This window comes from Acidipropionibacterium thoenii DSM 20276 (assembly GCF_000423445.1).
Taxonomy (GTDB): Bacteria; Actinomycetota; Actinomycetes; order Propionibacteriales; family Propionibacteriaceae; genus Acidipropionibacterium; species Acidipropionibacterium thoenii.
In genome coordinates this window covers 1-21,509 of the sequence record NZ_KE384018.1, presented here as the reverse complement: position 1 = coordinate 21,509, position 21,509 = coordinate 1, and the positions used below count along the sequence as shown (strand labels likewise).

The following is a 21,509-nucleotide window of genomic DNA, read 5'->3' as shown; positions in this document are numbered from 1 at the left end:
AGCGTCGGCTCAGTGCGGACCCTCACCCAGCTGGGCGGCCTTGAGGCAGCAGGCCTCGATGGCCCTGGCGAAGGCCGTGCGGACCCGATGGCTCTCCAACTGGTCCAGGGCGGCCGCGGTGGAACCCCCCGGTGAGGTGACGGCATTGCGCAGCGCCGCCGGGTGCTCGCCGGTGCGGGCCATCAGGGATGCCGATCCGGCCATCGTCGCAATGGTCAGCTCACTGGCCTGGGCCCTGGGAATACCCAGCGCGACGCCGGCGTCGATCATCGCCTCTGCCACCAGGAAGATGTAGGCCGGCCCCGATCCGGAGATCGCGGTGGCGGCGTCATGCAGTGTCTCGGGCAGTTCGACGACGGTTCCGAGCGGGGCGAGCAGCTCCCTGACCTGCTCAGCCGCCGCCTGGGCGCCGGCAGCCGCGGAGACGATGAAGGTGCCCTGTCCCACCTTGACCGGGGTGTTCGGCATCACCCGGACCACCGGGAGTCCCTCGGGCGCTCCGGCGCCGGCCAGGGCTCCCGACAGCGAGGTCGTGCTCACCCCGGCGGCGATCGAGATGATCACGGTGCCAGGTTCCAGCGCATCGGCGACCTCGGCCAGCACCGCGCCGGCCATCGCCGGCTTGACCCCCAGCAGCACGATCCGGGCACCCTGCACCGCCGAACGATTGTCGGAGCTGGCAGTGACCCCCAGGGTGCTGCGAATCCTCTCGAGGCTCGCTGAGCTGCGCGCGGTGGCGATGATGGAGGAGCTGTCGGTCCCTGCTGCCAGCAGCCCGGAGACGATGGCCCCGGCCATCGTCCCGCAGCCCAGCACGGCGATCCGCCGGCTCATCGGGTGACCCCGGCCGGAGCCTTGGCGGCCTCGCCGGCCACCAGCTCGGCGAGCTGGATGGCATTGAGAGCCGCTCCCTTGCGAAGGTTGTCGGCGGTGCAGAAGAACACCAGACCATGGCCCTCAGGAGCCGATTGGTCGGCACGGATCCGGCCCACCAGGCAGGGATCGGTACCGGCGGCGTCGCGGGGTGTGGGGACCTCCGAGAGCAGGACCCCGGGAGCATCGGCCAGCAGCGAGGTGGCGGTCGAGGGGCTGAGCGGCTCGGCGAACTCGGCATGGACCACCAGGCCGTGGCCGGAGAAGACGGGGATCCGCACGCAGGTGCCGGCCACCAGCAGGTCGGGGATGTGCAGGATCTTGCGCGACTCGTTGCGCAGCTTCTGCTCCTCGTCGGTCTCCCCGGATCCGTCGGCGACCAGGTTCCCGGCCAGCGGGACGGCGTTGAAGGCGATCGGGGCGACATAGGGGCCCGGATCCGCACCCGGATCCAGCAGACCCCCGAGGGCCAGCGCGGCGGGATCGGCGATGGCCCGGCTCTGCTGGTCCAGGGCGCGTACCCCGGCGAGCCCCGATCCTGACACCGCCTGATAGGTGGCCACGACGAGGCGGGTCAGTCCGGCGGCGTCATGCAGCGGCTTGAGGATCGGCATCGCGGCCATCGTGGTGCAGTTCGGGTTGGCGATGATCCCCTTGGGCCGATGGGCGATGTCGCCAGGATTGACCTCGGCGACCACCAGTGGGACCTGGGGGTCCTTGCGCCAGGCCGAGGAGTTGTCGACCACCACCGCACCGGCCGCGGCCACCCGGGGGGCGAACTCACGGGAGGTCCCGCCCCCTGCGGAGAACAGCGCGATGTCGATCCCGGAGAAGTCGGCGGTGGCGGTGTCCTCGACGGTGATCGGGGATCCCTGGAAGTCCAGCACCTTTCCGGCCGACCGCGACGAGGAGAAGAACCTCACATCGTCGAGGGGGAAGTGACGCTGTGCCAGCAGGGTCCGCATGACCCCACCGACCTGCCCGGTTGCTCCGAAGACTCCGACTCGCATGGGGGAGATTCTATGTCCCCGCACCGGCCGGCCGAGATGGTGACCAGCTCACAACCAGGAGACGTGCGGGGCCAGCAGTGTGTAGCCGACGAAGGAGACGACGTCAAGGATGGTGTGAGCGATCACCAGGGGCAGCACCCTGCGGGTGCGGGTGAAGATCCACCCGAAGATCACACCCATCACGATATTTCCGGCGAACCCGCCCCAGCCCTGGTAGAGGTGATAGGTGCCGCGGATCAGGGCACTGACCAGCACCGCGGTGAGGGTCCGCCATCCGGCCTGGGCCCACCGGGTGAGCAGGTAGCCCACCATCACGACCTCCTCCAGGACGGCGTTCATCACCGCCGAGAGGATCAACACCGGGATGACCCACCAGGCGCTCTGCAGATTGGCGGCGGCCACCGTGGTGTTGAGCCCCACGGCCCTGGCCCCCAGGTACCACCCCAGGCCCGGGATCCCGATCAGCGCGGCGATCACCACCCCCGCCCCGGCGTCATGGCCCCAGCCGGGGCCGACCAGGCCCAGTCGGCGTCGGACCCCTGAACCGGGCGGGTCGATGTGCGCCAGCAGATACAGCGCCAGTCCCGCCGGCACCACCGCGAAGCCGATCCCGGAGAGCTGGTAGAGCAGGTCGAGCCAGGGCCGCCCCGGGGTCACCGAGGTGTTGAGGGCCGAGGACTGCTGGGACAACGGGACCCCGCGAGTCATCCTCTCGATCATCCTCAGGATCGAGTACCAGGCCGACTGGCCCAGGCACAGCGCCAGCACCAGCACCGTCTCGGCGACCAGCATCCGCCGGGTGCGCGACGCCGGGCCGGTGCCGTCCGGCTGGTTCACCGGCGGACCACCAGGGAGCGCGAGAAGAGCAGCAGATTCGCCGGCCGCTCGATGATCCTCCGGGTGCAGTAGGAGTACCAGTCGGATCCCCAGGGCAGGTACACCCGCACCTTGTGGCCGATGTCGGCCAGCCGCCGCTGCTCAAAGGGGCGGATTCCCTGCAGCATCTGGAACTCGACATTGTGGGGACCCCGGTTGAGGTCGGCGATCAATCGCTCGGCAATCGCGATGAAGACCGGATCATGGGTGGCGATCAGGGCGGTCGCCGGGCCCTGCAGCAGGGTCCGCAGGCAGGCCGCCATCCGCAGGTCCACATCGTGGGGGGAGACCACCATCTCCTCACGGGGGCCGGTGTAGTCGCCCTTGCACAGCCGGATCCGGCGGCCGGCGGCCGACAGCTCTCGGATCTGGTCCAGGGAGTCGTGGCGGGCGGCCTGGACCACCACCCCGGTGTCGGGGAAATCGGCCAGCAGTGAGCGGACCGCGTCGAGCACCTGGTCGTGGGTCTCGGGGCGCTCATCGGCGACGGTCACCAGCACCCCGGCGTTGCGGGCCTCCCGGCAGATCCGCTGGGCATTGGCCAGGGCCACCTGAGGGCCGTCCTCGGCCAGCCCGATACCCAGGGTCGACAGCGCGATCGACACCTCGGCGTGGGGTGCCAGCTCCGGATCGGCTCCCAGCGCCGCCGTGGTCTCCAGCAGCTGCACGGTGGCCTGCTCCGCCATCTGCGGCGTCTCGGCCTCTCGAGCCAGCGGGTGGAGGGACACCTCCAACCCCTTGTCGACCGCGTCGGTGGCGGTCGCCACCGCTTGGTCGAGGGTCCTGCCGGCGACATAGGAGGCAGCGATCTCGCGGGCCGGCGGCAGTTTGGCCACCGCCGCCGCGATGCGGTCACTGGTCGCCGCATGGACGGCGAGGTCACGAGCCCGGAACCTCATCTCAACCGCGCTCGGTCCACGCGGTGGACCCGGAGTAGCTGGGCAGTCGTGACGCCATCCCCTCGGCGACCGCCCGGCGGGTCTGGTCCAGGACTCTTCCGAGCGCGTCCTGGCGATCGGCCCGGCTGGTGAACCGATGGGTGTTGACCTCGATGACGACGTCCCCGTCGAAACCACGGCCGACGGCGTCGCGCACCACCTCCCAGGCACGCTGGGTGCCCTCGCCGGGAAGCAGGTGCTCGTCCTTGAAGGAGCCGGAGCCGTCGGTCAGGTGCAGGTGGGCCAGCCTCGGACCCCAGCTGCGGACCAGGTCGAGGGACTGCTTGTGGGCGGTGGAGGCGTGCGAGAGGTCCAGGGTGAGGTGGTCGTAGGAGCGCATCGTGGGGTCCCAGTCGGGGGCGTAGGCCAGGAACTTCCCGGCCGGGGTGCGCCACGGGTACATGTTCTCCACCGCGTAGATGACACCGGCCTCCTTGTTCTCGGGGGCCGCGTTGAGCTCGGCGATACCGGCCTCGAAGCGGGTGGCGTAGTCGCGCTGCCAGCGGAACGGCGGGTGCACCACGATGAGATGGGCGCCGAACCGCCGGGCCGCCTCGCCGCTGGTGGCGAGTTTCCCCCAGGGGTCGGTGCCCCAGACATTGGGGGTGACGATGAGACAGGGGGCGTGCACCGAGGTGACGGGCATCCGGTGGTAGTCCGACAGCGCGACGACCTGGTCGATGTCGGCGGAGACGGAGTCCATCCCCACCATCAGTTCGACGCCGTCATAGCCGAGCTGGGAGGCGCACTCGAAGGTGCTGGCGGTGGCCTCGGGGTACATCGAGCTGGTGGACAGGGTCACTCTGGGGCTGGTCGCGTCGGGCCGCCTGGCACTGGGACGGTCGGCACCGGCGGCGTCCCGCAGACGACTCCCGGGGTCGTTGCGTCGCGGTTCCTCATCCTCGGTTGGCACCCTACAAACTTAGTTCATCGCCCAACCTGAGGGTCGCGGCGCCAGCGGCCGGGCGCGGTACCAGGGCCCCAGTTTCCAGATAGTGAGCCGACCAGTGGACAATGGCCCCATGCATGTCGACCATCTCACTTTCGTTGCAGGACCTGAGGGCCTCAAGGTTGAGGCCGCCCGTCTGGGTACGAAACTCGGGGTTCAACTCAAGGACGGCGGGTTCCACCCGCGGTTCGGCACGCGCAACCACATCCTTCCGCTCACCGGCCAGCACTACATCGAGGTGGTCGAGGTGCTCGACCACCCGGCCGCTGACAAGGCCATCTACGGCCAGGCGGTGCGCGCCCGGTCGAAGCTGGGCGGGGGCTGGATGGGATGGTCGGTTGCCGTTGACGAACTCGCTCCTTACGAGAAGCGGCTCAACCGGGAATCGGTCCCCGGCTCGCGGCACTTCCCCGACGGACGACTCCTGGAGTGGCACCAGATCGGGATCAAGGGCCTGATCGCCGACCCCCAGCTGCCCTACTTCATCCACTGGGAGTCCCCCGACAACCTGGAGCCGATCCAGCTCGAGGGAGTCATCCGGCTGGACACCGTGGAGATCTCCGGATCACGTGACCGGGTCGAGGACTGGCTCGGCGAGCCGATTCCCGACCAGATCGAGGGGATCAACTTCGAGTTCACCAGCCCGAACGGCCATCCCGGGATCAATGCCGTGATCCTGGACACCCCCGAGAAGGGCTTCGTCAGGATCTGAGCCCGGGCCCGCAGCCACTGCGGCCCCGACGACCCTCTCTGAGGACCCTCAGTGAAACTGTCAGTGCCGACTGGCAGGCTGGGACTCATGGCGAAGAAGAGCTCCGACGGCTGGGTGTGCACCGAGTGCGGCTGGACCACGTCCAAGTGGGTGGGCCGCTGCGGGGAGTGCCAGGCCTGGGGTTCGGTGGTCGAGAAGGGCGCACCGAAGCTCACCGACGTCCCCTCGCACGTCCCCTCGGCCCGAGCGGTCCGGATCGGCGAGGTCTCCGAGCAGGCCGCCGACCGGCACCTCACCGGGATCGGGGAGCTGGACCGGGTGCTGGGCGGCGGACTGGTTCCCGGCGTGGTGATCCTGCTGGCCGGGGAGCCCGGGGTCGGCAAGTCCACCCTGCTGCTGGACGTCGCCGCCAAGTGGGCCAAGGCCGGTCGGCGCACGCTGTACGTCACCGGCGAGGAGTCGGCCGCCCAGGTGCGGCTGAGGGCAGGCCGGACCGACGCCCTGGCCGATCAGCTCTACCTGGCCGCGGAGACCGATCTGGGCACCGTGCTGGGCCATATCGAACAGACCGATCCGTCTCTGATGGTGCTCGACTCGGTGCAGACCATCGGCACCACCGCCGCCGACGGCTCCCCCGGCGGCGTCTCCCAGGTCCGCGAGGTCACCGGCGCCCTGGTACGGGTCGCCAAGCAGCGCGGGATGGCGGTGGTCATCGTCGGCCACGTCACCAAGGACGGATCGATCGCCGGGCCACGCACCATGGAGCATCTGGTCGACGTCGTGCTGGCCTTCGAGGGTGACCGGCACTCCGGCTTCCGGATGGTGCGGGCCACCAAGAACCGTTACGGGCCGGCCGATGAGGTGGGCTGTTTCGAGATGACCGACGCCGGGATCTCCGAGGTGACCGACCCCTCGGGGCTGTTCACCTCCGACAATGCCGACCCGCAGCCGGGCACCTGCGTCACCGTGACGATGGAGGGTCGCCGTCCGCTGCTGGCGGAGGTGCAGGCGCTGGTGGCCCCCTCCGCCACCGAGAAGTACCCGCGCCGGACCACCCACGGGGTGGAGAACGGCCGGGTGGCGATGATCCTGGCGGTCCTGGAGCGCAAGGCCGGGCTGCCGCTGAGCAGCCGCGACGTCTACGTCTCGACGGTCGGCGGGGCCAGGGTCACCGACCCGTCGGCCGATCTGGCGATCGCGGTGGCGGTCGCCTCAGGAGCGATCGACCGCAACTTCCCGACCCGGGTGGTCGCCCTGGGCGAGGTGGGCCTGGCAGGGGACCTCCGCCGGGTGCCGGGCCTGGAGAGGCGGGTCGGGGAGGCCGCCCGGCTGGGCTTCGACCTGGCGATCGTGCCGCGCAACTCCAGGGAGGCGCACTCCAAGGTGCCGACCATGCATGGCCTGCACGTGGTGGAGGTGGCCACCGTGGCGGAGGCTCTGGGAGTGCTGAACCTGGGCCGGCGCCGGAGCGCCGGTGGCCCGCGGGCAACCGAGGAGGCCGGTGCGTCAGCGGGAGGGCGACGGGCGTGAGCGTGAGAGGTTCTAGAGTCGAGACATGACTGACGAGGCAGCTGTGACCGGGGGCGCGCGGCCCGGAGGAGACCGGTTCGACGATGGCCCCTTCGAGGGGCTCCAGGCAGGCCAGGACGAACCCGCCGACGACCGTCCCGAGCAGGTGCGCCATCTGATGGCTCTGCTGGCCCCGGGAACCCCGATCCGCGACGGTCTGGAGAGGATTCTGCACGGCCGCAACGGCGCCCTCATCGTGCTCGGTGACACCCCTGAGGTCCGCAAGGTGGCCACCGGTGGTTTCGCCATCGACGTGCAGCTCACCCCCCAGGCACTGCGCGAGCTGTCGAAGATGGACGGCGGACTCATCCTGTCCAGCGACCACGAACGGATCCTGGCGGCGGCGGTGCACTTCGTCCCCGATGGCTCACTGCCCACCATGGAGACCGGCACCCGGCACCGCAGCGCCGACCGGGTCTCCCGGCAGACCGGCGTCCCGGTGGTGGTGGCGTCGGCGTCGATGAGCACCCTGGCGGTCTTCCTGGACGGCAACCGGTACCGGATCGAGGAGCCTGAGACCCTGCTGACCCGGGCGAACCAGGCCCTCAACACGCTGGCCAGCTACCGGGGACGGCTGGTCGACACCGCCGCCCGGCTCACCGTTCTGGAGGTTCACGACGTCGCCACCGTCGAGGACGTCGCGGCGGTGGCCCAGCGGGTCGAGATGACCAGGCGGATCGACGCCGAGGTGCGTGGCTACGTCTCGGCGCTGGGAGTGGAGGGACGGCTGGTCGGGCTGCAGCGCGACGAGCTGTACGCCGGGGTCGATGAGCAGACCCGGCTGCTGGTCGAGGACTACCGGCCCGAGGAGGTCGAACCCTGGAACTTCAGCCTGGCCGGGCTGCGCCAGTTGTCCTGGGACGATCTGGGCAGTCCCGGCCTGGTCGCCCAGACCATCGGCCTCGACCCGAAGCGCTACCCCGCCACCATGGTGCTTCACCCTCGTGGGCACCGTCAGCTGTCAACCATCGGTGACCTGCCGCCGCGGCTCGCCCAGACGATCGTCGATCACTACGGCTCCCTGCCGGCCCTCTATGCCAGCGGCACCAATGAGCTCAGCGAGCTGCCGGGGATCGGACTGGCCCGGGCGCGCAGCATCCGGGCCGCCCTGGAGCGGATATTCGAGGGGAACGCCCCCGGACTGCGCTGAGGACCGGCCGCCCCCGGCCTGCACTGAGGACACTGCCGGAAGTCAACTCGACCGCGCTCTATACTGAAAAGCGATATATCGATCATCGATATTGCGGCCACCGAGGAGGCATCATGGCCCAACCCGCCGATCGCGCCGGCAAGGTCGTGTCCAGGAGCGTGCTGATCGTCGTCATTGTCATCTCGAGTCTCGGCATCATGGCCACCCTGCTGTACGGAGCAATGACCCAGGACTCGCTCAGGTACAGCTCCACATGCATGGACGTCCGGATCGCCGGCAGCCTGCCGCCACTCCCCCGACCCGAGTTCGAGGGAGCGGATGCTCAGTACTCATTCGTCGAGCTGTGTGCGGCTCACGGAACCAGCCGGGCCGGCTCGCTCCAGATGGCGGCCTCCCTCATCCCCTTCCTCGTCGGCGGCCTCACCTGCCTGGTCCTCCTGCTGCTCGCCGTCCAGATGCTGCGGGGCAGACCCTTCGGACTGGGGGTGGCCATCTCGATGTTCGCAGTCGCCGCGGTGGCCATCGCCGCCGGTGTCGCTCGTCCAGGCATTCAGGCCCGCGCCGAGGAGCTCCTGGTGGCGTCTGCCGAACTGCCCACCGCCTGGGGGAATGGCCACCCGGCATGGCTGCTGCCGGACTCGCCGGACTGGGCCTCCTCGGACTGGCCGCTCATCATGATCGGTCTGCTGATCGCACTGGGCGGCTGGCTGGTGCTGCGGGCCCGGCAGCTGCGTCTGGATCTGGAAGGGACCATCTGAGATGCCGGGACGGATCCGGCCCGGCACGGTCCACTGCCGCGTCGACGAGCTTCTGGCCGAGCGCGGCATGACTCTCACCGACCTGGCCAGGCGCGTCGACCTCAGCTACGCGAACCTCTCGGTGCTCAAGAACAATCGCGGGCGCGCCATCAGGTTCAGCACGCTGGCGTCGATCTGCACCGCCCTCGACTGCGAGGTGGGCGAGCTGCTCGTGGTGCACCAGGACTGAGGACCGGGAGGCCCGGCCTGGGGCTCCCGGCGGTCTCAGGCGGTGAGGTGCATCACGAACTTGCGGGTCGCCCCGCCCTTGACGGTGGTGGTGGCGACATAGGTTCCGGTGCCCAACTCCTCGCTGGCCGGTGTGCAGGACCCGGAGGTCGAGCGCTGGGTGGGCCATTTCACGGTGAAATGCCACTGCTTGCCGGCCGCGATCGGGTGGGATCCGCTGGGCCCCCAAGCCGCACAGTCGGCGGTCGACCAGATCCGGTCGGACCCGGAGGTGATGGTCACCTCCACCGGAAGGGTCTTGAGATCCCACAGACAGCCGGCCTTGCCCTGGTTGGTGACAGTGACGGTCAGCGGCACGCTCGAACCGCGCCTGACCGCACTCGACGGCGCTGCGATCGCCGAACGCAGCTGCGACAGCTGACAGCCGGCCAGGGTCGGGGTCGGCGTGGGGCTTGCACTGCCGGAGGTCGATCCGGCCGGGATGGCCGCCGAGCTGGAGTCGACCGGGCTCGGGGTGGGCGTGGAGGTGTCCCACACGGTGTCGGTCCACGACGGGTTGATGGAGGTGACGCTCGGTGTGGCCTGCACCGCAGAGCTGTCGGAACGGCCTCCCAGGCCCCGGCCCACCAGCCAGATCAGCAGCACCAGGACCAGCACCGAGACGCCCACCAGCCCGGCGCGGCGTCTCCAGTAGACCCCCTCGGACTCCGGTCCCATCGGGTGCTGTACTCCACGCATGTCAATCTCCCCGCGTCAGTCGGATGACCCCACCGGCCGGCCCCGGCCGACCGGTCCCGGTTCCTGGTCTCACTCGCTGAGCTGGCGGGCCGCCCAGGTGTCGGGGTCGACCCGCTCGCCGGTGTAGAACGGCGTGTCGATGTCGACGTGACGCCGTGCCTCGACGTAGCGCATGTCCTTCATGACGTCGACCAACCGGGCCAGATCGTCACCTTCCAGGGTGAGGATCCACTCGTAGTCGCCCAGCGCGAAGGCCGCCAGTGTGGAGGCCTTGACGTCGGGGCTGGCGGCCCCGGCCATGCCGTGCTCGCGCAGCATCGCCGAGCGGTCCTTGGGGTCCAGGAGGTACCAGTCCTTGGTACGCACGAAGGGGTAGAAGCAGGCCCAGCGGCGCGGCGCCACACCGGCGAAGCAGGACGGCAGATGGGACTTGTTGAACTCGGCGGGGCGGTGCACCGCCAGGTTCGACCAGACCGGCGTCAGGTGACGTCCCAGGCCGGTGGCCACGAACCGGTGATAGCTGTCCTGGAGGACGGCGGCGTCATCGCTGGTCCACCAGACCAGCAGGTCGGCGTCGGCGCGCAGCCCCGACAGGTCGTACCAGCCGCGGGTGTCGGCGCCGGCCTGGTCCACCCAGGCCACCGACCCGTCGACCAGTTCGGCGCGAGCCGTGGGATCGGCCGGCAGTGGGGTGGTGACCTTGAACACCGAGTACATCCCCCACAGGCTGGCCTTGTTGACCAGCGCCGGGTCGACGGGGTGGTCGCGGGAGTCGGTGGGAGTGGTGTAGGTGCCATCGGCGGCTGGGCTGTGTGACGTGGTGTCCACTGAAGTGGTCTCCTCGGGTGCCGGCTGGTTGCTGCTGACGTCGTCGGCGGGCGGTTCGGTTGCGGGCGGTTCGGCGGCCGGGGAGTCGGTGGCGGGGGACTCCGCAGTGGGCTGATCGGCCACGGCCCGTGCTGTCACCTGCGCCCTCTGGGGGGTGACGTCGGCCGGCTCGGAGGGTTGCTGCGGCTCGCCGTGACGGGCGCGGGACTCAGAGGCCTGCTCCCGATGACCGTGGTCTTCGTGGCCCCCCTCTTCGTCCACCAGGGTTCTGCCACCGCGCAGGTACTCCCCGTCGTCGGAGCGCTGCTGCTCGCAGGGGCACAGCCAGTTCGGCGGCAGGTCGCCGTAGCCGCGCACCGCCTGGGCCTGCCGGACCATCAGATCGGCCAGCCCGGCGATGAAAACCGGATCGGTGCCGGCCGTGGCGGCCCGCGAGACCGCGAGCCCCAGCTCCTCGGCGGTCTCGGCCGCCTCGTGGTCCAGGTCGTTGGCGACCTCCATGTGGTCGGAGATGAATCCGACCGGGGCCAGCACCACCGAGCGCACGCCCTGTCCGGGCAGCGTGGCGAGGTAGTCGTTGACGTCGGGTTCCAGCCATGGGTCGGTGGGACGGCCCGAACGCGAGCAGTAGACCAGCTCCCACTGGGGCATCGCCCCGAACCGCTGGCGCACGATCTCGGCGACCCGGTTGCACAGCTGCTGGTGCTGCGAGACGTAGTCGGTGCCGGGTTGCCCGGAGCCGGATGCCGCCAGCATCGACATCGGGATGGAGTGGGTGACGAAGGCCACCCGGGTGGCGTCCAGCGGGGTCGGCGGGATCTGGGAGAAGGCTGCCATCAGCGCCTGGGCGTTGGCGATCGCATACCCCTCGACCGGGTAGAAGGGTGGCACCTTGTCGATCACCAGGTCCGACAGGCCGAGATCCGCAATCGCCCGATCGGCGTCCTGGCGGTACTGGCGGCAGCCCGAGTAGGAGTCGAATGCGGCGGTCGGGAGCATCAGGATGCGCCGGGCGCCACGGTCGTGCAGGGTCGCGACCACCTCGGTGAACCAGGGGGCGCTGTTGCGGTCCCCCAGCACCACCGGCAGCTGCGAGCCGTGCGAGCGCAATGCCGAGGTCAGCGACTCCACCAGGGCGTCGTTGGCGGCATTGATGGGGCTGACGCCGTCGAACCGGTAGTAGTGCTCGGCGACATCGGCCAGTCGGGAGTCGGGGATCCGGCCGTTGGAGACCCGCCGCAGGAAGGGCATCACCTCATCGCGGCCCCGAGGGCCGCCAAAGGAGGCCACCAGTACCGCGTCGTAGGGATTCAGCGGGTCGCTGCCGGCGTGGTCGGGGGTGTACTGGCTCATCGACGCTCCTCGCTGTGTGCCAGGTCAGTGGTGGCCGGATCGGCTGGTCGCGGGCTCGCCGGGGCCAGGTCGTCGACGCTCAACCCGGTGACCGGGCAGGTCAGCGCGCCGGTGGTGGCCAGGCCGCTGAGATCGAGAATATGGTCGTCGACCTCGACATCGATGCCCAGCACATCCGACAACGAGTTGAGCCACCTGTCCCCCAGACCGTGCTCGGAGGCGATCCGGGCCCTGGCCGAGGGGATGTGGGCCATCGAGGCGGCCAGTCGCCGCAGCGCCTGGGCGGCCTGGTCCACCGGCACCGATCCGCCGGCCGGGAGCCGGTCGATCTCGGCCTGGACGAGGCTGGACAGCGAGTCCCTGAGGGCGACGACGGCAGGTGCCAGACGGCGTCTCTCCAGGTCCATCGCCAGGTTCTGAACCCCTTGGGCGACGATCCTCTCGGCGGCTGCCCGGTCGGCCGAGACCTCGGCCGGGACGGCCTCGCGGATGGTCGCCAGGTCGATGACGCGGATTCCGGGGACCGGGGTCTCGACATCGCCGGAGAGGGCGAGATCGAGCACGACGAGGTCTCCGGCCCGATCCTGCCGCCGCTGGTCCCGGCTGCCTCGGTCCCGCACCGCCTGCTCGGCCAGAGCCCTGGTCAACGCCGGGACGCCATGGCCCCGACAGGTGACGACCAGATCGGCCTCGGCCAGCGCCCGGGCCAGCCCGCCGTCGTCGACGGCCACGATCTGACAGTCCTCACCGGAGTGGCTGCCCGCGAACCCCTCGGCCCGCCCCGAGCAGGAATGAACCAGGATGTGGGAGACGCCACGGCCGGCCAGCTGGGCGCAGCTGGCCCCGGCATAGGAGCCGGTGCCCATCAGCAGCACGGTGGCGCCGGCGAGATCGACGAGGTCGCTCACCAGGTCCAGTCCGACGGCCACCACGGTGCGGCCGCTGCTGGCCAGCGCGGTTCCGGTGGCGACCTTGCGGGAGGTCTTGAGGGACTCCTCGACCAGATGGCCGATGAGCGGGGTGACGGTGTTCTGGGTGCGGGCGAAGCTCAGCGCCCGTTTGAGCTGGCCGGCGATCTCGCGCTCCCCGGTGACCATCGACTCCAGACCGGCGGCGATCCGGAAGAGCCGCCAGACGGCGTCATCCCCCTCCACCGCGGAGGCGGCAGCCAGGTCGCGGGCGCCGGACTCGGCCAGCAGCTCCCGCAGCAATTGCCCGGGATGGGCCACCCCGGGGGCCGTCTCGGCGAGCACCATGACCCGGTTGCAGGTCGACAGCACCATCGCGCCACGCACCTGAGGGAGGTCGGTCAGGGTGAGACCGAGCCCGTCCAGCTGACCGGCGGCGTTCGAAACGGCACCGAGACTCTGCTCGGCGTAATCCACGGAGATGATGCACAGACCCACGGCGACCCATTCAAGCACGACCGACTGTCAGACGCCGACGCAGGTGCGACCATGCGGCAGAATCGAGACGATGACTGAGCACAGCACCCAGACCGAAGCGACTCCCCCGATCCTGGCGGCCCTGACCGGCCACCGCACCGCCCATCCACCGGTGTGGTTCATGCGCCAGGCCGGCCGCTCCCTGCCGGAGTACCGCGCCGCGCGGGCCGACACCACGATGCTGGAGTCCTGCCTGGATCCCGAGCTGGCCGCCGAGATCACCTGCCAGCCGGTGCGACGTCACGGCGTGGACGCCGCGGTGCTCTACTCCGACATCATGGTGCCGCTGGTACTGGCCGAGGTCGGGGTGCGGATCGAGCCGGGCGTCGGCCCGGTGCTCGACGAACCGGTGCGCACCGCCGCCGAGGTCGATGCCCTCACCTCCCGGGCACCCGGCGACACGGCTGCCATCACGCGGGCCGCCCGGCTGGTGGTCGCCGAACTCGGCGACGCCACCCCGCTGCTGGGATTCGCCGGGGCCCCCTTCACGATCGCCGCCTACCTGGTGGAGGGCGGGCCCTCCCGCGACCACCTGGCGGCACGGGCGATGATGCACGCCGACCCGGACTCCTGGGCCCGGCTGATGGCCTGGGTCGCCGACCTGGACGCCGCCTTCCTGGCAGCCCAGGTGTCGGGCGGGGCCGGCGCCGTGCAGCTCTTCGACTCATGGGCCGGATCCTTGTCGGCGCGGGACTACACACGGTTCGTCGCCCCGCACTCGGTGCGGGCGCTGGCCGGTCTGGACCGGTCGACGCCGGTGATTCACTTCGGGGTCAACGCCAACCACCTGGCGGTGGCCTTCGCGCAGGTGGCCTCGGCAGCCTCCGACCATCCGGTGCTCGGTGTCGACCACCGGGTCCCGCTCGACCAGGTGCACCAGACATTGAGCGCGGCAGGAGCAGCCATGCCGCTGCAGGGAAATATCAACCCGGCGATGCTGTTCGCCGGCCAGCAGGCCCTCCACGGCGAGGCCCGGGAGGTGGTGGAGGCCGGTCGGGCGGCGCCCGGCCACGTGGTCAACCTGGGCCACGGCGTCCCCGCCACCACTGAACCGGATACCCTGACGAGGTTGGTCGAGTTCGTTCACTCGCTCTAGGAAATCGCTTATCGGAGAGGCATTGATGGACAGGGTTGACGCCGTCGTCATCGGTGGCGGGATGGCCGGACTGGTGGCCGCCTGGCAGTTCAGCAGGGCAGGGCTGAAGCCGGTGCTGCTGGAGTCCCGCGGATACACCGGAGGGCTGGTCGCCGGATCGACGATCGCCGGCGTCCGATATGACATCGGCGCCGAGGGCTGGGCGGTGCGGGTCCCCGACACCGAGAAGCTGGCCGGCGAGCTCGGCCTAACCGTCGAGTACCCGCGGTCGGCGCCCAGCTGGGTGTGGTTCGACGACGGCCCCTTCGCGATGCCGGTGCGCGCGATTCTCGGTATCCCCGCCGACCTCTGGGCACCCGATGTGGTCGCCGCGCTGGGACCTGAGGTGCTCTCCCGGGCCGCGCAGCTGGATGCCGCGCCGCTGCCCGAGCAGTTGCCGAGCGATCTGGGCTCCCTGGTGGAGCTGCGGATGGGGGCCGAGGTGCTGCGGCGTCTGGTGGCGCCGATCGCCGGCGGTATCCATGCCGCCGATCCGCACCTGCTGGCCACCGAGGTGGTCTCCCCCGGCCTCACCGCTGCGGTACGCAGCACCGGCGGCCTGGCCGCTGCGGTCTCGCTCATCAAGGGCGATGGTCCGGTGACCTCGCCGGTGGCCTCGGTGGCCGGCGGGATGTACCTGATGGCCCAGACCCTCACCGATCAGATCGAGCAGGCCGGTGGCCGGATCCTCACCCGTACCGGGGCCAGCTCGCTGGCACATCCGGCCGGCAGCGGGCGGGGTGACGACTGGGTCGTTCGCGCCGCGGCCACCCATCGCGCCGCCGATCCCTCGCTGCCCCCTGAGCCTGACGGGCAGCCGGTCGAGTTCAGCACCCCACGGGTCGTGGTGGCCTGCTCGGCGGTGACCGCTCGGCCGCTGCTGTCCCAGGTCATCGACACCAGCGGGCCGGAGCTGGTCGCCGGAGCCCCGATCGCCCACGTCAACCTGGCCCTCCAGGCACCTGAGCTGGACTCCGGGCCCAGGGGCAACGGGATGCTGGTGGCGGCCGGATCGCGCGGTGTGGCGGCCAAGGCGCTCACCCATCTGTCGGCCAAGTGGCCCAGCCTGACGGCCTCGTGCCCCGACGGGCTCCACCTGCTGCGGGTCAGCTACGGCCGTTCGGGCCAGGCGGCCCAGGATCTGTCGGTGGACCAGGCGCTGTCGGATGCCAGCGCCCTGACCGGGGTGCCGCTGAGCGCCGACCAGCTGGTGGCCTCCCAGATCATCCACTGGACCGGTGCGCTGGCCCCCACCACCCCGGCCACCCGAGCCTGGGTGCAGGGGCTGCACGCCCAGGTCGCAGAGCAGCCGGGTCTGGGGCTGACCGGCGCCTGGACATCCGGTTCGGGAATCGCCGCCCTGGTCCCCCATGCCCGCCAGACCGCCGCGAGGCTGGTGTGAGCTGCGCAGATCACTCCGCAGACGGCCCTTCCTGCAGCTGGAGATGCATCACTCCCCGTCTGGGGAGTGATCTGCGCACCCGACCGGGCCACTGTCCCAGCCGGTGGCCCCAGCCGGCCCGGTCCTGGAGCATCGGGGCCGTGAGAGGATGGCGGATATGAGTCGACGACCCGGGAGAGCGCCCGCAGCCCAGCACCCGCGCACCTCGGTTCGGCTGGCGACCCGCGCCAGCCGACTGGCCACCACCCAGTCCGAGATGGTCGCCCACGCGCTGGACCGCCACGGGCTGGATGTCGAACTGGTCCACGTCACCACCCATGGCGACGTGGTGGACACCCCGCTGTCGAAGATGGGCGGGATCGGCGTCTTCGCCTCCGCGATCCGCACCGACCTGCTGTCGGGAGCCTGCGATCTGGCGGTGCACTCCTTCAAGGACCTTCCCACCGGCCAGCCGCTCGGACTGGCGATCGGGGCCATCCCGGCCCGCGAGGACCCCCACGACGCGCTGGTGGCCCGCGACGAGCTGACCCTGTCGGAGCTGGCCGAGGGAGCCCGGGTCGGGACCGGCTCGCCTCGCCGGGCGGCCCAGCTGCGCGCCGCCAGGCCAGATCTCGAGGTGGTCGACATCCGCGGCAATGTGGACACCCGGGTCGGCCGGGTCAAGGGTTTCGGCGGACGCCAGGATCTGGATGCCGTCGTCGTCGCGGCTGCCGGACTCGGCCGACTGGGACGGGGCAAGGACATCTGCCAGATCCTGGACTTCGACGTCATGCTGCCCGCCCCCGCCCAGGGCGCGCTGGCGGTGGAGTGCCGGGCAGCCGACGCCCGGCACGGCGACCTGGCCCGGGCGCTGATGGCCATTGACGACCTGGCGGCCCGGCTGGCCGCCACCGCCGAGCGTGCGGTACTGGCCGGACTCGACGCGGGCTGTGCGGCCCCGGTCGGGGCACTGGCCCGGGTCGAGTCCGGCGTGCTGGACCTGCGAGCGGCCGTCATCTCCGTCGACGGCACCCGGTCGGTGCGCTGCCAGGCGGGGCTGGAACTTCCCGTCAACCTGCTGGATGCGGCACCCACCACACCTGAGGCCGTGGCCACCCTGGCAGGTGCCGCCCACACCCTCGGCCTCCAGGTCGCGGCCGATCTGCTGGACCAGGGAGCCGGCGGGGTCGCCGACCTGCACGCCTCGAAGGCCATCCGATGAGCTCAGTGGTCACCCCGGACTCCGCCGGCATCATCCGCCCGCCGGTGCTGTTGCCCCGCGACTCCGCCGGCGACGCCATCGGCCATGCCCTCAAAGGAGCCGGCTTCGGCGTCATCCACCAGGCCGTCACCCGCACCGTGCCACTGCCCGGCGCCCTGGAGGCCGTCTCGCGATGGCTGGCCGGTGCCGGCACCGAGGACTGGCTGGTGCTCACCAGCAAGCGGGCCGTCCACCAGCTGGCCGCCGACGGGCTGCTCACCGACCTGGCAGTCAAGGTCGCCGCGGTCGGCCGGGCCACCGCACGAGCACTGGCCGACAACGGCGTCGAGGTCTGCCTGATCCCCCAGACCCAGTCGGGAGCCGGGCTGGTGGAGGCCTGGGACTGCCCGCACAGCCGCGTCCTGCTGCCCGTCTCGGCCCTGGCTGCCGGCACCGTCGCCGAGGGACTGACCGCCAAGGGCTGCCAGGTGGAGCGGGTCGATCTCTACACCACCGAGCCGCTGGAGACCCTGCCGACGGTGATCGCCCAGGCCTGGCCGGCCTTCGGCGCAGTGGTGATCACCTCCTCCTCGATCGCCCGGGCTCTGGACGGCCTGCTGACCCGAGCCGGGTTGGCCTGGAAACCCCGCCAGCACCCGATCGCCATCGGCGACGCCACCGCCGCCACCCTCGAACAGCTCGGACATCCCGCCTCGGCGGTCGCCTCCGAGCCGACTCCCGAGGGCATCCTCGCCGCAGTAGAAAGTGTCCTGTCATGACGTCCTTCCCAGATCGCAAGCTCAACCCCGCCCTGGTCCCGGTGGACCGGCCACGGCGTCTGCGCACCACTCCGGCGATGCGCCGGATGGTGACCGAGACCCGGGTCCATCCCGCCCAGTTGATGCTTCCCGCGTTCGTCGCCGAGGGGATCGACGAGGCCCGCGAGATCTCCACCCTGCCCGGGCAGTTCCAGCACACCACCGAGTCCATCAGGACGCTGGCGGAGCAGGCGGTCAGGGCCGGCATCGGCGGCATCGACCTGTTCGGGGTCCCGACCCGCAAGGACGAGATCGGATCGCAGGCCTGGAACCCCGAGGGGATCCTCAACCGGAGCATCGCCGCGGTGCGAGACGCCGTCGGCGACGACCTGGTGATCTGCGCCGACACCTGTCTCGACGAGTTCACCGACCACGGCCACTGTGGGGCGCTGACCCCCGATGGCAGGGTCGACAATGACGCCACCTTGCCGCTGTACGCCGAGATGGCGGTCTCCCAGGCCCGCGCAGGCGCCCACCTGGTCTCCCCCTCGGGGATGATGGACGGCCAGATCGCGGTGATCCGCGACGCGCTGGACGCCGAGGGGTTCACCGACGTCTCGATCCTGGCCTACTCCGCCAAGTACGCCTCGGCCTTCTTCGGACCCTTCCGCGGGGCGGTGAACTCCTCCCTCAAGGGCGACCGCAAGACCTACCAGCAGGATCCGGCCAACCGCCGTGAGGGGATGCGCGAGACCCTGCTGGATCTGGCCGAGGGTGCCGACATGGTGATGGTCAAGCCGGCCTCCCACTACCTGGACGTGCTGTCCGACGTGGCCGAGATCTCCCCGGTTCCGGTGGCCGCCTACCAGGTCTCCGGGGAGTACGCGATGCTGGAGGCCGCCGCCGCCAACGGCTGGATCGACCGCCAGCGGTGCATCACCGAGTCGCTCACCTCGATCGCCCGGGCCGGGGCCGATGTCATCCTCAGCTATTTCGCCATCGAGGCCGCCGACTGGTTCCGGTACTGATCCCCCCATCTGCGAAAGGACTGCTGTGAGCAGCAACGCTGAACTCTTCGACGAGGCCCGCTCGGTGATACCGGGAGGGGTCGACTCTCCGGTACGGGCCTACGGCAACGTCGGCGGGGTGCCGCGGTTCATCGAACGCGCCGCGGGCCCCTGGCTGTGGGACGCCGAGGGCACCCGCTACCTGGATCTGGTCTGCACCTGGGGTCCGGCCCTGCTGGGCCACAGTCGCCGCGAGGTCGTCGAGGCCGTCCAGGACGCCGCCGCCCGCGGGCTGTCCTTCGGGGCCCCCACCGCCACCGAGACACTGCTGGCCGAGGAGGTGCGCGCCCGGGTGCCGTTGGCGGAGAAGATCCGCTTCGTGTCCACCGGCACCGAGGCCACCATGACGGCGATCCGGCTGGCCCGGGGAGCCACCGGGCGAGACATCATCATCAAATTCGCCGGTAACTACCACGGCCACTCCGACGGCCTGCTGGCCGAGGCGGGATCGGGGGTGGCCACCGCCGGCCTGCCGGGCTCGGCCGGCGTGCCGGCCGGCATCACGGCGTCCACCCTGGTGCTGCCCTACAACGACGAGGCCGCCCTGGAGGCCGCCTTCGCGGCCCGCGGGGACCAGATCGCCGGGGTGATCGTGGAGGCCGCCGCGGCGAACATGGGAGTGGTGGCTCCCCGGCCCGGGTTCAATGCGGCCATCCGGCGGATCACCGCCGAGCACCGCGCGCTGATGATCCTCGACGAGGTGCTCACCGGCTTCCGGTGCGGGCCCTCGGGATTCTGGGGGTTCCAGCAGCAGCGCGGGGAGGGCTACCAGCCTGACCTGTTCACCTTCGGCAAGGTGGTCGGCGGGGGGATGCCGCTGGCGGCTCTGGGCGGGCGCGCCGAGGTGATGGACCTGCTGTCCCCGACCGGGCCGGTGTACCAGGCCGGCACCCTGTCGGGAAATCCGCTGGCCACCATTGCCGGCCTGCGGACCCTGCAGCTGGCCACCGACGAGGTGTACCGACGCCTCGATGACCGCTCCGAGGCCTGGCGCCAGGTGCTGGCCGAGCAGTTGGAGCGGGCGGGGGTGCCGTTCGTCATCAACAACGCCTCGAACCTGTTCAGCGTCTTCCTGGGCTCGGCACCGGCCCGCGACGGAGTGGCCGACTACCAGCAGGCCAAGGCCCAGGACTCCGGGGCCTACACCGCCTTCTTCCACGCCATGCTGGATGCCGGGGTGAATCTTCCGCCGAGCTGCTTCGAGGCCTGGTTCCTCTCCGATGCGCACGATGAGGAGGCTCTCGAGGTCTTCTCCTCGGCGCTGCCGAGTGCCTGTCGGGCGGCCGCGAAGGTCATCGGCTGAGTGTCCGAGGTTCCTGCATCGGCCGGGCAGGCCCGGCTCGGACCGCTGACCGATGTCGAGCGGTCCGAGCTGCGGGGAACCTGCTCGGACTGGTACGCCGAGCACGGCCGGGATCTGCCCTGGCGCCGTGAGGGGACGACGCCGTGGGGGGTGCTGGTCAGTGAGGTGATGAGCCAGCAGACACCGATGGCCCGGGTGGTGGCCCCGTGGACTCAGTGGATGGAACGATGGCCCACCCCCGATGATCTGGCCGAGGAGGAGCCCGGTGCCGCGGTGGCCGCATGGGGGCGGCTGGGATATCCGCGGCGGGCGCTTCGACTGCACGCCTGTGCGGTGGCGATCGCCCGCCAGTACGGCGGCGTGGTGCCCTCGAGGTACGAGGACCTCATCGGGCTTCCGGGGATCGGGGACTACACGGCTGCTGCCGTGGTGTCGTTCGCGTTCGGGGGCCGGGCCGCGGTGCTGGACACCAATGTGCGCAGGGTGCTGGCGCGGGTGGAGAGGGGAGTGGCCAACTGCGCCTCGGCGACCACCCGGGCCGACCGCGAGCTGGCAGCCCGATGGCTTCCCGACGGTGACGCCGATGCGGCCCGCTGGGCGGTGGCGTCGATGGAGCTGGGCGCTCTGATCTGCACCGCCAGGACGCCGTCGTGCCAGCTCTGCCCGGTGGCAGCGCACTGCCGCTGGGTGGTCGCCGGCAAGCCACTGGACGGCGCTCCGGTCAGGCGCGGGCAGCCCTGGAAGGGCACCGACCGGCAGTGCCGCGGGGTCATTCTGGACCTGGTGCGCAACAGCGCCGCCGGCGTGGAGATCGAGGTGGCGCTGGCGGCCTGGCCCAGCCGCCACCAGGCCGAGAAGTGTCTCGGTTCACTGCTCGACGACGGCCTGGTCCACCAGAAGGGCTCGACTCTGAGGCTGTGAGCTGGTGGGGGATCCGAAGACCTCACCTCCGCCACCGAGATCCCACTGCAGCGTCACACCCGCCGCTCCTGAACAACGGCAAGTGCTTCGATCTCCACCAGCACACCTGGCCTGGCGAAGCAGTGCACTGTCAGCACGGTCACCGCAGTGGCATTCTCGCCCCACACCTCAAGAGCGGCGGCATACCGGCTCATCCGAATCCAGGGTGTAGTCGGGGTCTGAACCCGCCGGTCTCGAGCAGGGATCTGGCGATGTAGTTGGTCAGGTTGCGGAACCCCAGCGCCGAGCCGCGCAGGTGCTCGAGCCTGCCGTTGAT

Annotated in this window: 21 protein-coding genes; 12 read left to right on the top strand and 9 right to left on the bottom strand. The window is 70.8% G+C overall.

Features of this window, described 5'->3' with window-relative positions; genetic code table 11:
- Positions 1-9: 9 nt before the first annotated feature.
- Genes proC through G554_RS15700 form a run of 5 tightly spaced genes read right to left on the bottom strand, consistent with a single transcriptional unit; the run spans position 10 to position 4,499 of the window.
- The gene (gene proC, locus G554_RS0109520; RefSeq protein ID WP_027587707.1) at positions 10-834 is read right to left on the bottom strand and encodes a pyrroline-5-carboxylate reductase; all 825 of its coding nucleotides are present in this window, start codon (positions 832-834) and stop codon (positions 10-12) included.
- Entirely contained in the window at positions 831-1,883 is a 1,053-nt protein-coding gene (locus tag G554_RS0109515) for an aspartate-semialdehyde dehydrogenase (protein ID WP_027587706.1), read from the bottom strand. Before G554_RS0109515 ends, proC begins: the two co-directional genes overlap by 4 nt.
- A gap of 48 nt (positions 1,884-1,931) precedes the next feature.
- Entirely contained in the window at positions 1,932-2,675 is a 744-nt protein-coding gene (locus tag G554_RS0109510; protein WP_027587705.1) for a CPBP family intramembrane glutamic endopeptidase, read from the bottom strand.
- 41 nt (positions 2,676-2,716) lie between these two features.
- Positions 2,717-3,658: a proline dehydrogenase family protein gene (locus G554_RS0109505; RefSeq protein WP_051232829.1), complete on the bottom strand. Its 942-nt coding sequence runs from the start codon at positions 3,656-3,658 to the stop codon at positions 2,717-2,719.
- A gap of 1 nt (position 3,659) precedes the next feature.
- A complete protein-coding gene (locus tag G554_RS15700; RefSeq protein WP_051232982.1) occupies positions 3,660-4,499 on the bottom strand; it encodes a sugar phosphate isomerase/epimerase family protein in 840 nt (279 codons plus the stop codon).
- A 220-nt stretch (positions 4,500-4,719) separates the two neighbouring features.
- On the opposite strand from G554_RS15700, the gene G554_RS0109495 reads away from it, so the two are divergent.
- From G554_RS0109495 to G554_RS0109475, 5 genes are all read left to right on the top strand, one after another.
- Complete coding sequence (locus G554_RS0109495) at positions 4,720-5,358, top strand: VOC family protein (RefSeq protein WP_027587703.1); 639 nt, start codon at positions 4,720-4,722, stop codon at positions 5,356-5,358.
- Positions 5,359-5,445: 87 nt separating this feature from the next.
- The gene (gene radA / locus G554_RS0109490) at positions 5,446-6,888 is read left to right on the top strand and encodes a DNA repair protein RadA (protein WP_027587702.1); all 1,443 of its coding nucleotides are present in this window, start codon (positions 5,446-5,448) and stop codon (positions 6,886-6,888) included.
- Between the two features lie 25 nt (positions 6,889-6,913).
- On the top strand, positions 6,914-8,077 hold the full coding sequence (disA, locus tag G554_RS0109485) for a DNA integrity scanning diadenylate cyclase DisA (RefSeq protein ID WP_084648452.1): 1,164 nt from the start codon (positions 6,914-6,916) through the stop codon (positions 8,075-8,077).
- Between the two features lie 113 nt (positions 8,078-8,190).
- On the top strand, positions 8,191-8,835 hold the full coding sequence (locus G554_RS0109480) for a hypothetical protein (RefSeq protein WP_027587700.1): 645 nt from the start codon (positions 8,191-8,193) through the stop codon (positions 8,833-8,835).
- Between the two features lies 1 nt (position 8,836).
- Positions 8,837-9,064 (top strand): helix-turn-helix domain-containing protein, encoded by a 228-nt coding sequence (locus G554_RS0109475; RefSeq protein ID WP_027587699.1) that lies wholly within the window; start codon positions 8,837-8,839, stop codon positions 9,062-9,064.
- Between the two features lie 35 nt (positions 9,065-9,099).
- Here G554_RS0109475 and G554_RS0109470 read toward each other — a convergent pair whose 3' ends face one another.
- From G554_RS0109470 to G554_RS15695, 3 genes are all read right to left on the bottom strand, one after another.
- On the bottom strand, positions 9,100-9,801 hold the full coding sequence (locus G554_RS0109470) for a hypothetical protein (protein ID WP_036925342.1): 702 nt from the start codon (positions 9,799-9,801) through the stop codon (positions 9,100-9,102).
- Between the two features lie 69 nt (positions 9,802-9,870).
- Positions 9,871-11,880 carry a hydrogen peroxide-dependent heme synthase gene (gene hemQ / locus G554_RS0109465; protein ID WP_027587697.1) on the bottom strand — a complete coding sequence of 670 codons (2,010 nt, stop codon included), beginning with the start codon at positions 11,878-11,880 and terminating at the stop codon, positions 9,871-9,873.
- A 98-nt stretch (positions 11,881-11,978) separates the two neighbouring features.
- Positions 11,979-13,373, bottom strand: coding sequence for a glutamyl-tRNA reductase (locus G554_RS15695; protein ID WP_051232977.1), 1,395 nt, complete (start codon positions 13,371-13,373; stop codon positions 11,979-11,981).
- Between the two features lie 85 nt (positions 13,374-13,458).
- Here G554_RS15695 and hemE point away from each other — a divergent pair, with 85 nt between their 5' ends.
- The 7 genes from hemE to G554_RS0109425 all read left to right on the top strand — a co-directional run bounded on the left by hemE (position 13,459) and on the right by G554_RS0109425 (position 21,193).
- Positions 13,459-14,523: a uroporphyrinogen decarboxylase gene (hemE, locus tag G554_RS0109455; RefSeq protein ID WP_027587696.1), complete on the top strand. Its 1,065-nt coding sequence runs from the start codon at positions 13,459-13,461 to the stop codon at positions 14,521-14,523.
- 25 nt (positions 14,524-14,548) lie between these two features.
- Entirely contained in the window at positions 14,549-15,964 is a 1,416-nt protein-coding gene (locus tag G554_RS0109450; RefSeq protein WP_036925338.1) for a protoporphyrinogen/coproporphyrinogen oxidase, read from the top strand.
- Between the two features lie 157 nt (positions 15,965-16,121).
- Positions 16,122-17,165: a hydroxymethylbilane synthase gene (gene hemC / locus G554_RS0109445; RefSeq protein WP_051232822.1), complete on the top strand. Its 1,044-nt coding sequence runs from the start codon at positions 16,122-16,124 to the stop codon at positions 17,163-17,165.
- Positions 17,162-17,923 carry a uroporphyrinogen-III synthase gene (locus G554_RS0109440; protein ID WP_027587693.1) on the top strand — a complete coding sequence of 254 codons (762 nt, stop codon included), beginning with the start codon at positions 17,162-17,164 and terminating at the stop codon, positions 17,921-17,923. The genes hemC and G554_RS0109440 overlap by 4 nt, the downstream gene beginning before the upstream one ends.
- The gene (gene hemB, locus G554_RS0109435) at positions 17,920-18,930 is read left to right on the top strand and encodes a porphobilinogen synthase (protein WP_084648451.1); all 1,011 of its coding nucleotides are present in this window, start codon (positions 17,920-17,922) and stop codon (positions 18,928-18,930) included. The genes G554_RS0109440 and hemB overlap by 4 nt, the downstream gene beginning before the upstream one ends.
- 25 nt (positions 18,931-18,955) lie before the next feature.
- Complete coding sequence (hemL, locus tag G554_RS0109430) at positions 18,956-20,272, top strand: glutamate-1-semialdehyde 2,1-aminomutase (protein ID WP_027587691.1); 1,317 nt, start codon at positions 18,956-18,958, stop codon at positions 20,270-20,272.
- Between the two features lie 150 nt (positions 20,273-20,422).
- Positions 20,423-21,193: an HhH-GPD family protein gene (locus G554_RS0109425; RefSeq protein WP_036925426.1), complete on the top strand. Its 771-nt coding sequence runs from the start codon at positions 20,423-20,425 to the stop codon at positions 21,191-21,193.
- Between the two features lie 53 nt (positions 21,194-21,246).
- On the opposite strand, the gene G554_RS17710 is transcribed toward G554_RS0109425, so the two are convergent.
- The gene (locus G554_RS17710; RefSeq protein ID WP_211220457.1) at positions 21,247-21,387 is read right to left on the bottom strand and encodes a hypothetical protein; all 141 of its coding nucleotides are present in this window, start codon (positions 21,385-21,387) and stop codon (positions 21,247-21,249) included.
- Positions 21,388-21,509: the final 122 nt, after the last annotated feature.

Excerpts from the sequence above, each read along its gene's own strand:
- proC (WP_027587707.1), bottom strand. The coding sequence starts at position 834 with ATGAGCCGGCGGATCGCCGTGCTGGGCTGCGGGACGATGGCCGGGGCC.
- G554_RS0109515 (WP_027587706.1), bottom strand. The coding sequence starts at position 1,883 with ATGCGAGTCGGAGTCTTCGGAGCAACCGGGCAGGTCGGTGGGGTCATG.
- G554_RS0109510 (WP_027587705.1), bottom strand. The coding sequence starts at position 2,675 with ATGCTGGTCGCCGAGACGGTGCTGGTGCTGGCGCTGTGCCTGGGCCAG.
- G554_RS0109505 (WP_051232829.1), bottom strand. The coding sequence starts at position 3,658 with ATGAGGTTCCGGGCTCGTGACCTCGCCGTCCATGCGGCGACCAGTGAC.
- G554_RS0109495 (WP_027587703.1), top strand. The coding sequence starts at position 4,720 with ATGCATGTCGACCATCTCACTTTCGTTGCAGGACCTGAGGGCCTCAAG.
- radA (WP_027587702.1), top strand. The coding sequence starts at position 5,446 with ATGGCGAAGAAGAGCTCCGACGGCTGGGTGTGCACCGAGTGCGGCTGG.
- disA (WP_084648452.1), top strand. The coding sequence starts at position 6,914 with ATGACTGACGAGGCAGCTGTGACCGGGGGCGCGCGGCCCGGAGGAGAC.
- G554_RS0109480 (WP_027587700.1), top strand. The coding sequence starts at position 8,191 with ATGGCCCAACCCGCCGATCGCGCCGGCAAGGTCGTGTCCAGGAGCGTG.
- G554_RS0109475 (WP_027587699.1), top strand. The coding sequence starts at position 8,837 with ATGCCGGGACGGATCCGGCCCGGCACGGTCCACTGCCGCGTCGACGAG.
- G554_RS0109470 (WP_036925342.1), bottom strand. The coding sequence starts at position 9,801 with ATGCGTGGAGTACAGCACCCGATGGGACCGGAGTCCGAGGGGGTCTAC.
- hemQ (WP_027587697.1), bottom strand. The coding sequence starts at position 11,880 with ATGCCCTTCCTGCGGCGGGTCTCCAACGGCCGGATCCCCGACTCCCGA.
- hemE (WP_027587696.1), top strand. The coding sequence starts at position 13,459 with ATGACTGAGCACAGCACCCAGACCGAAGCGACTCCCCCGATCCTGGCG.
- G554_RS0109450 (WP_036925338.1), top strand. The coding sequence starts at position 14,549 with ATGGACAGGGTTGACGCCGTCGTCATCGGTGGCGGGATGGCCGGACTG.
- hemC (WP_051232822.1), top strand. The coding sequence starts at position 16,122 with ATGAGTCGACGACCCGGGAGAGCGCCCGCAGCCCAGCACCCGCGCACC.
- G554_RS0109440 (WP_027587693.1), top strand. The coding sequence starts at position 17,162 with ATGAGCTCAGTGGTCACCCCGGACTCCGCCGGCATCATCCGCCCGCCG.
- hemB (WP_084648451.1), top strand. The coding sequence starts at position 17,920 with ATGACGTCCTTCCCAGATCGCAAGCTCAACCCCGCCCTGGTCCCGGTG.
- G554_RS17710 (WP_211220457.1), bottom strand. The coding sequence starts at position 21,387 with ATGAGCCGGTATGCCGCCGCTCTTGAGGTGTGGGGCGAGAATGCCACT.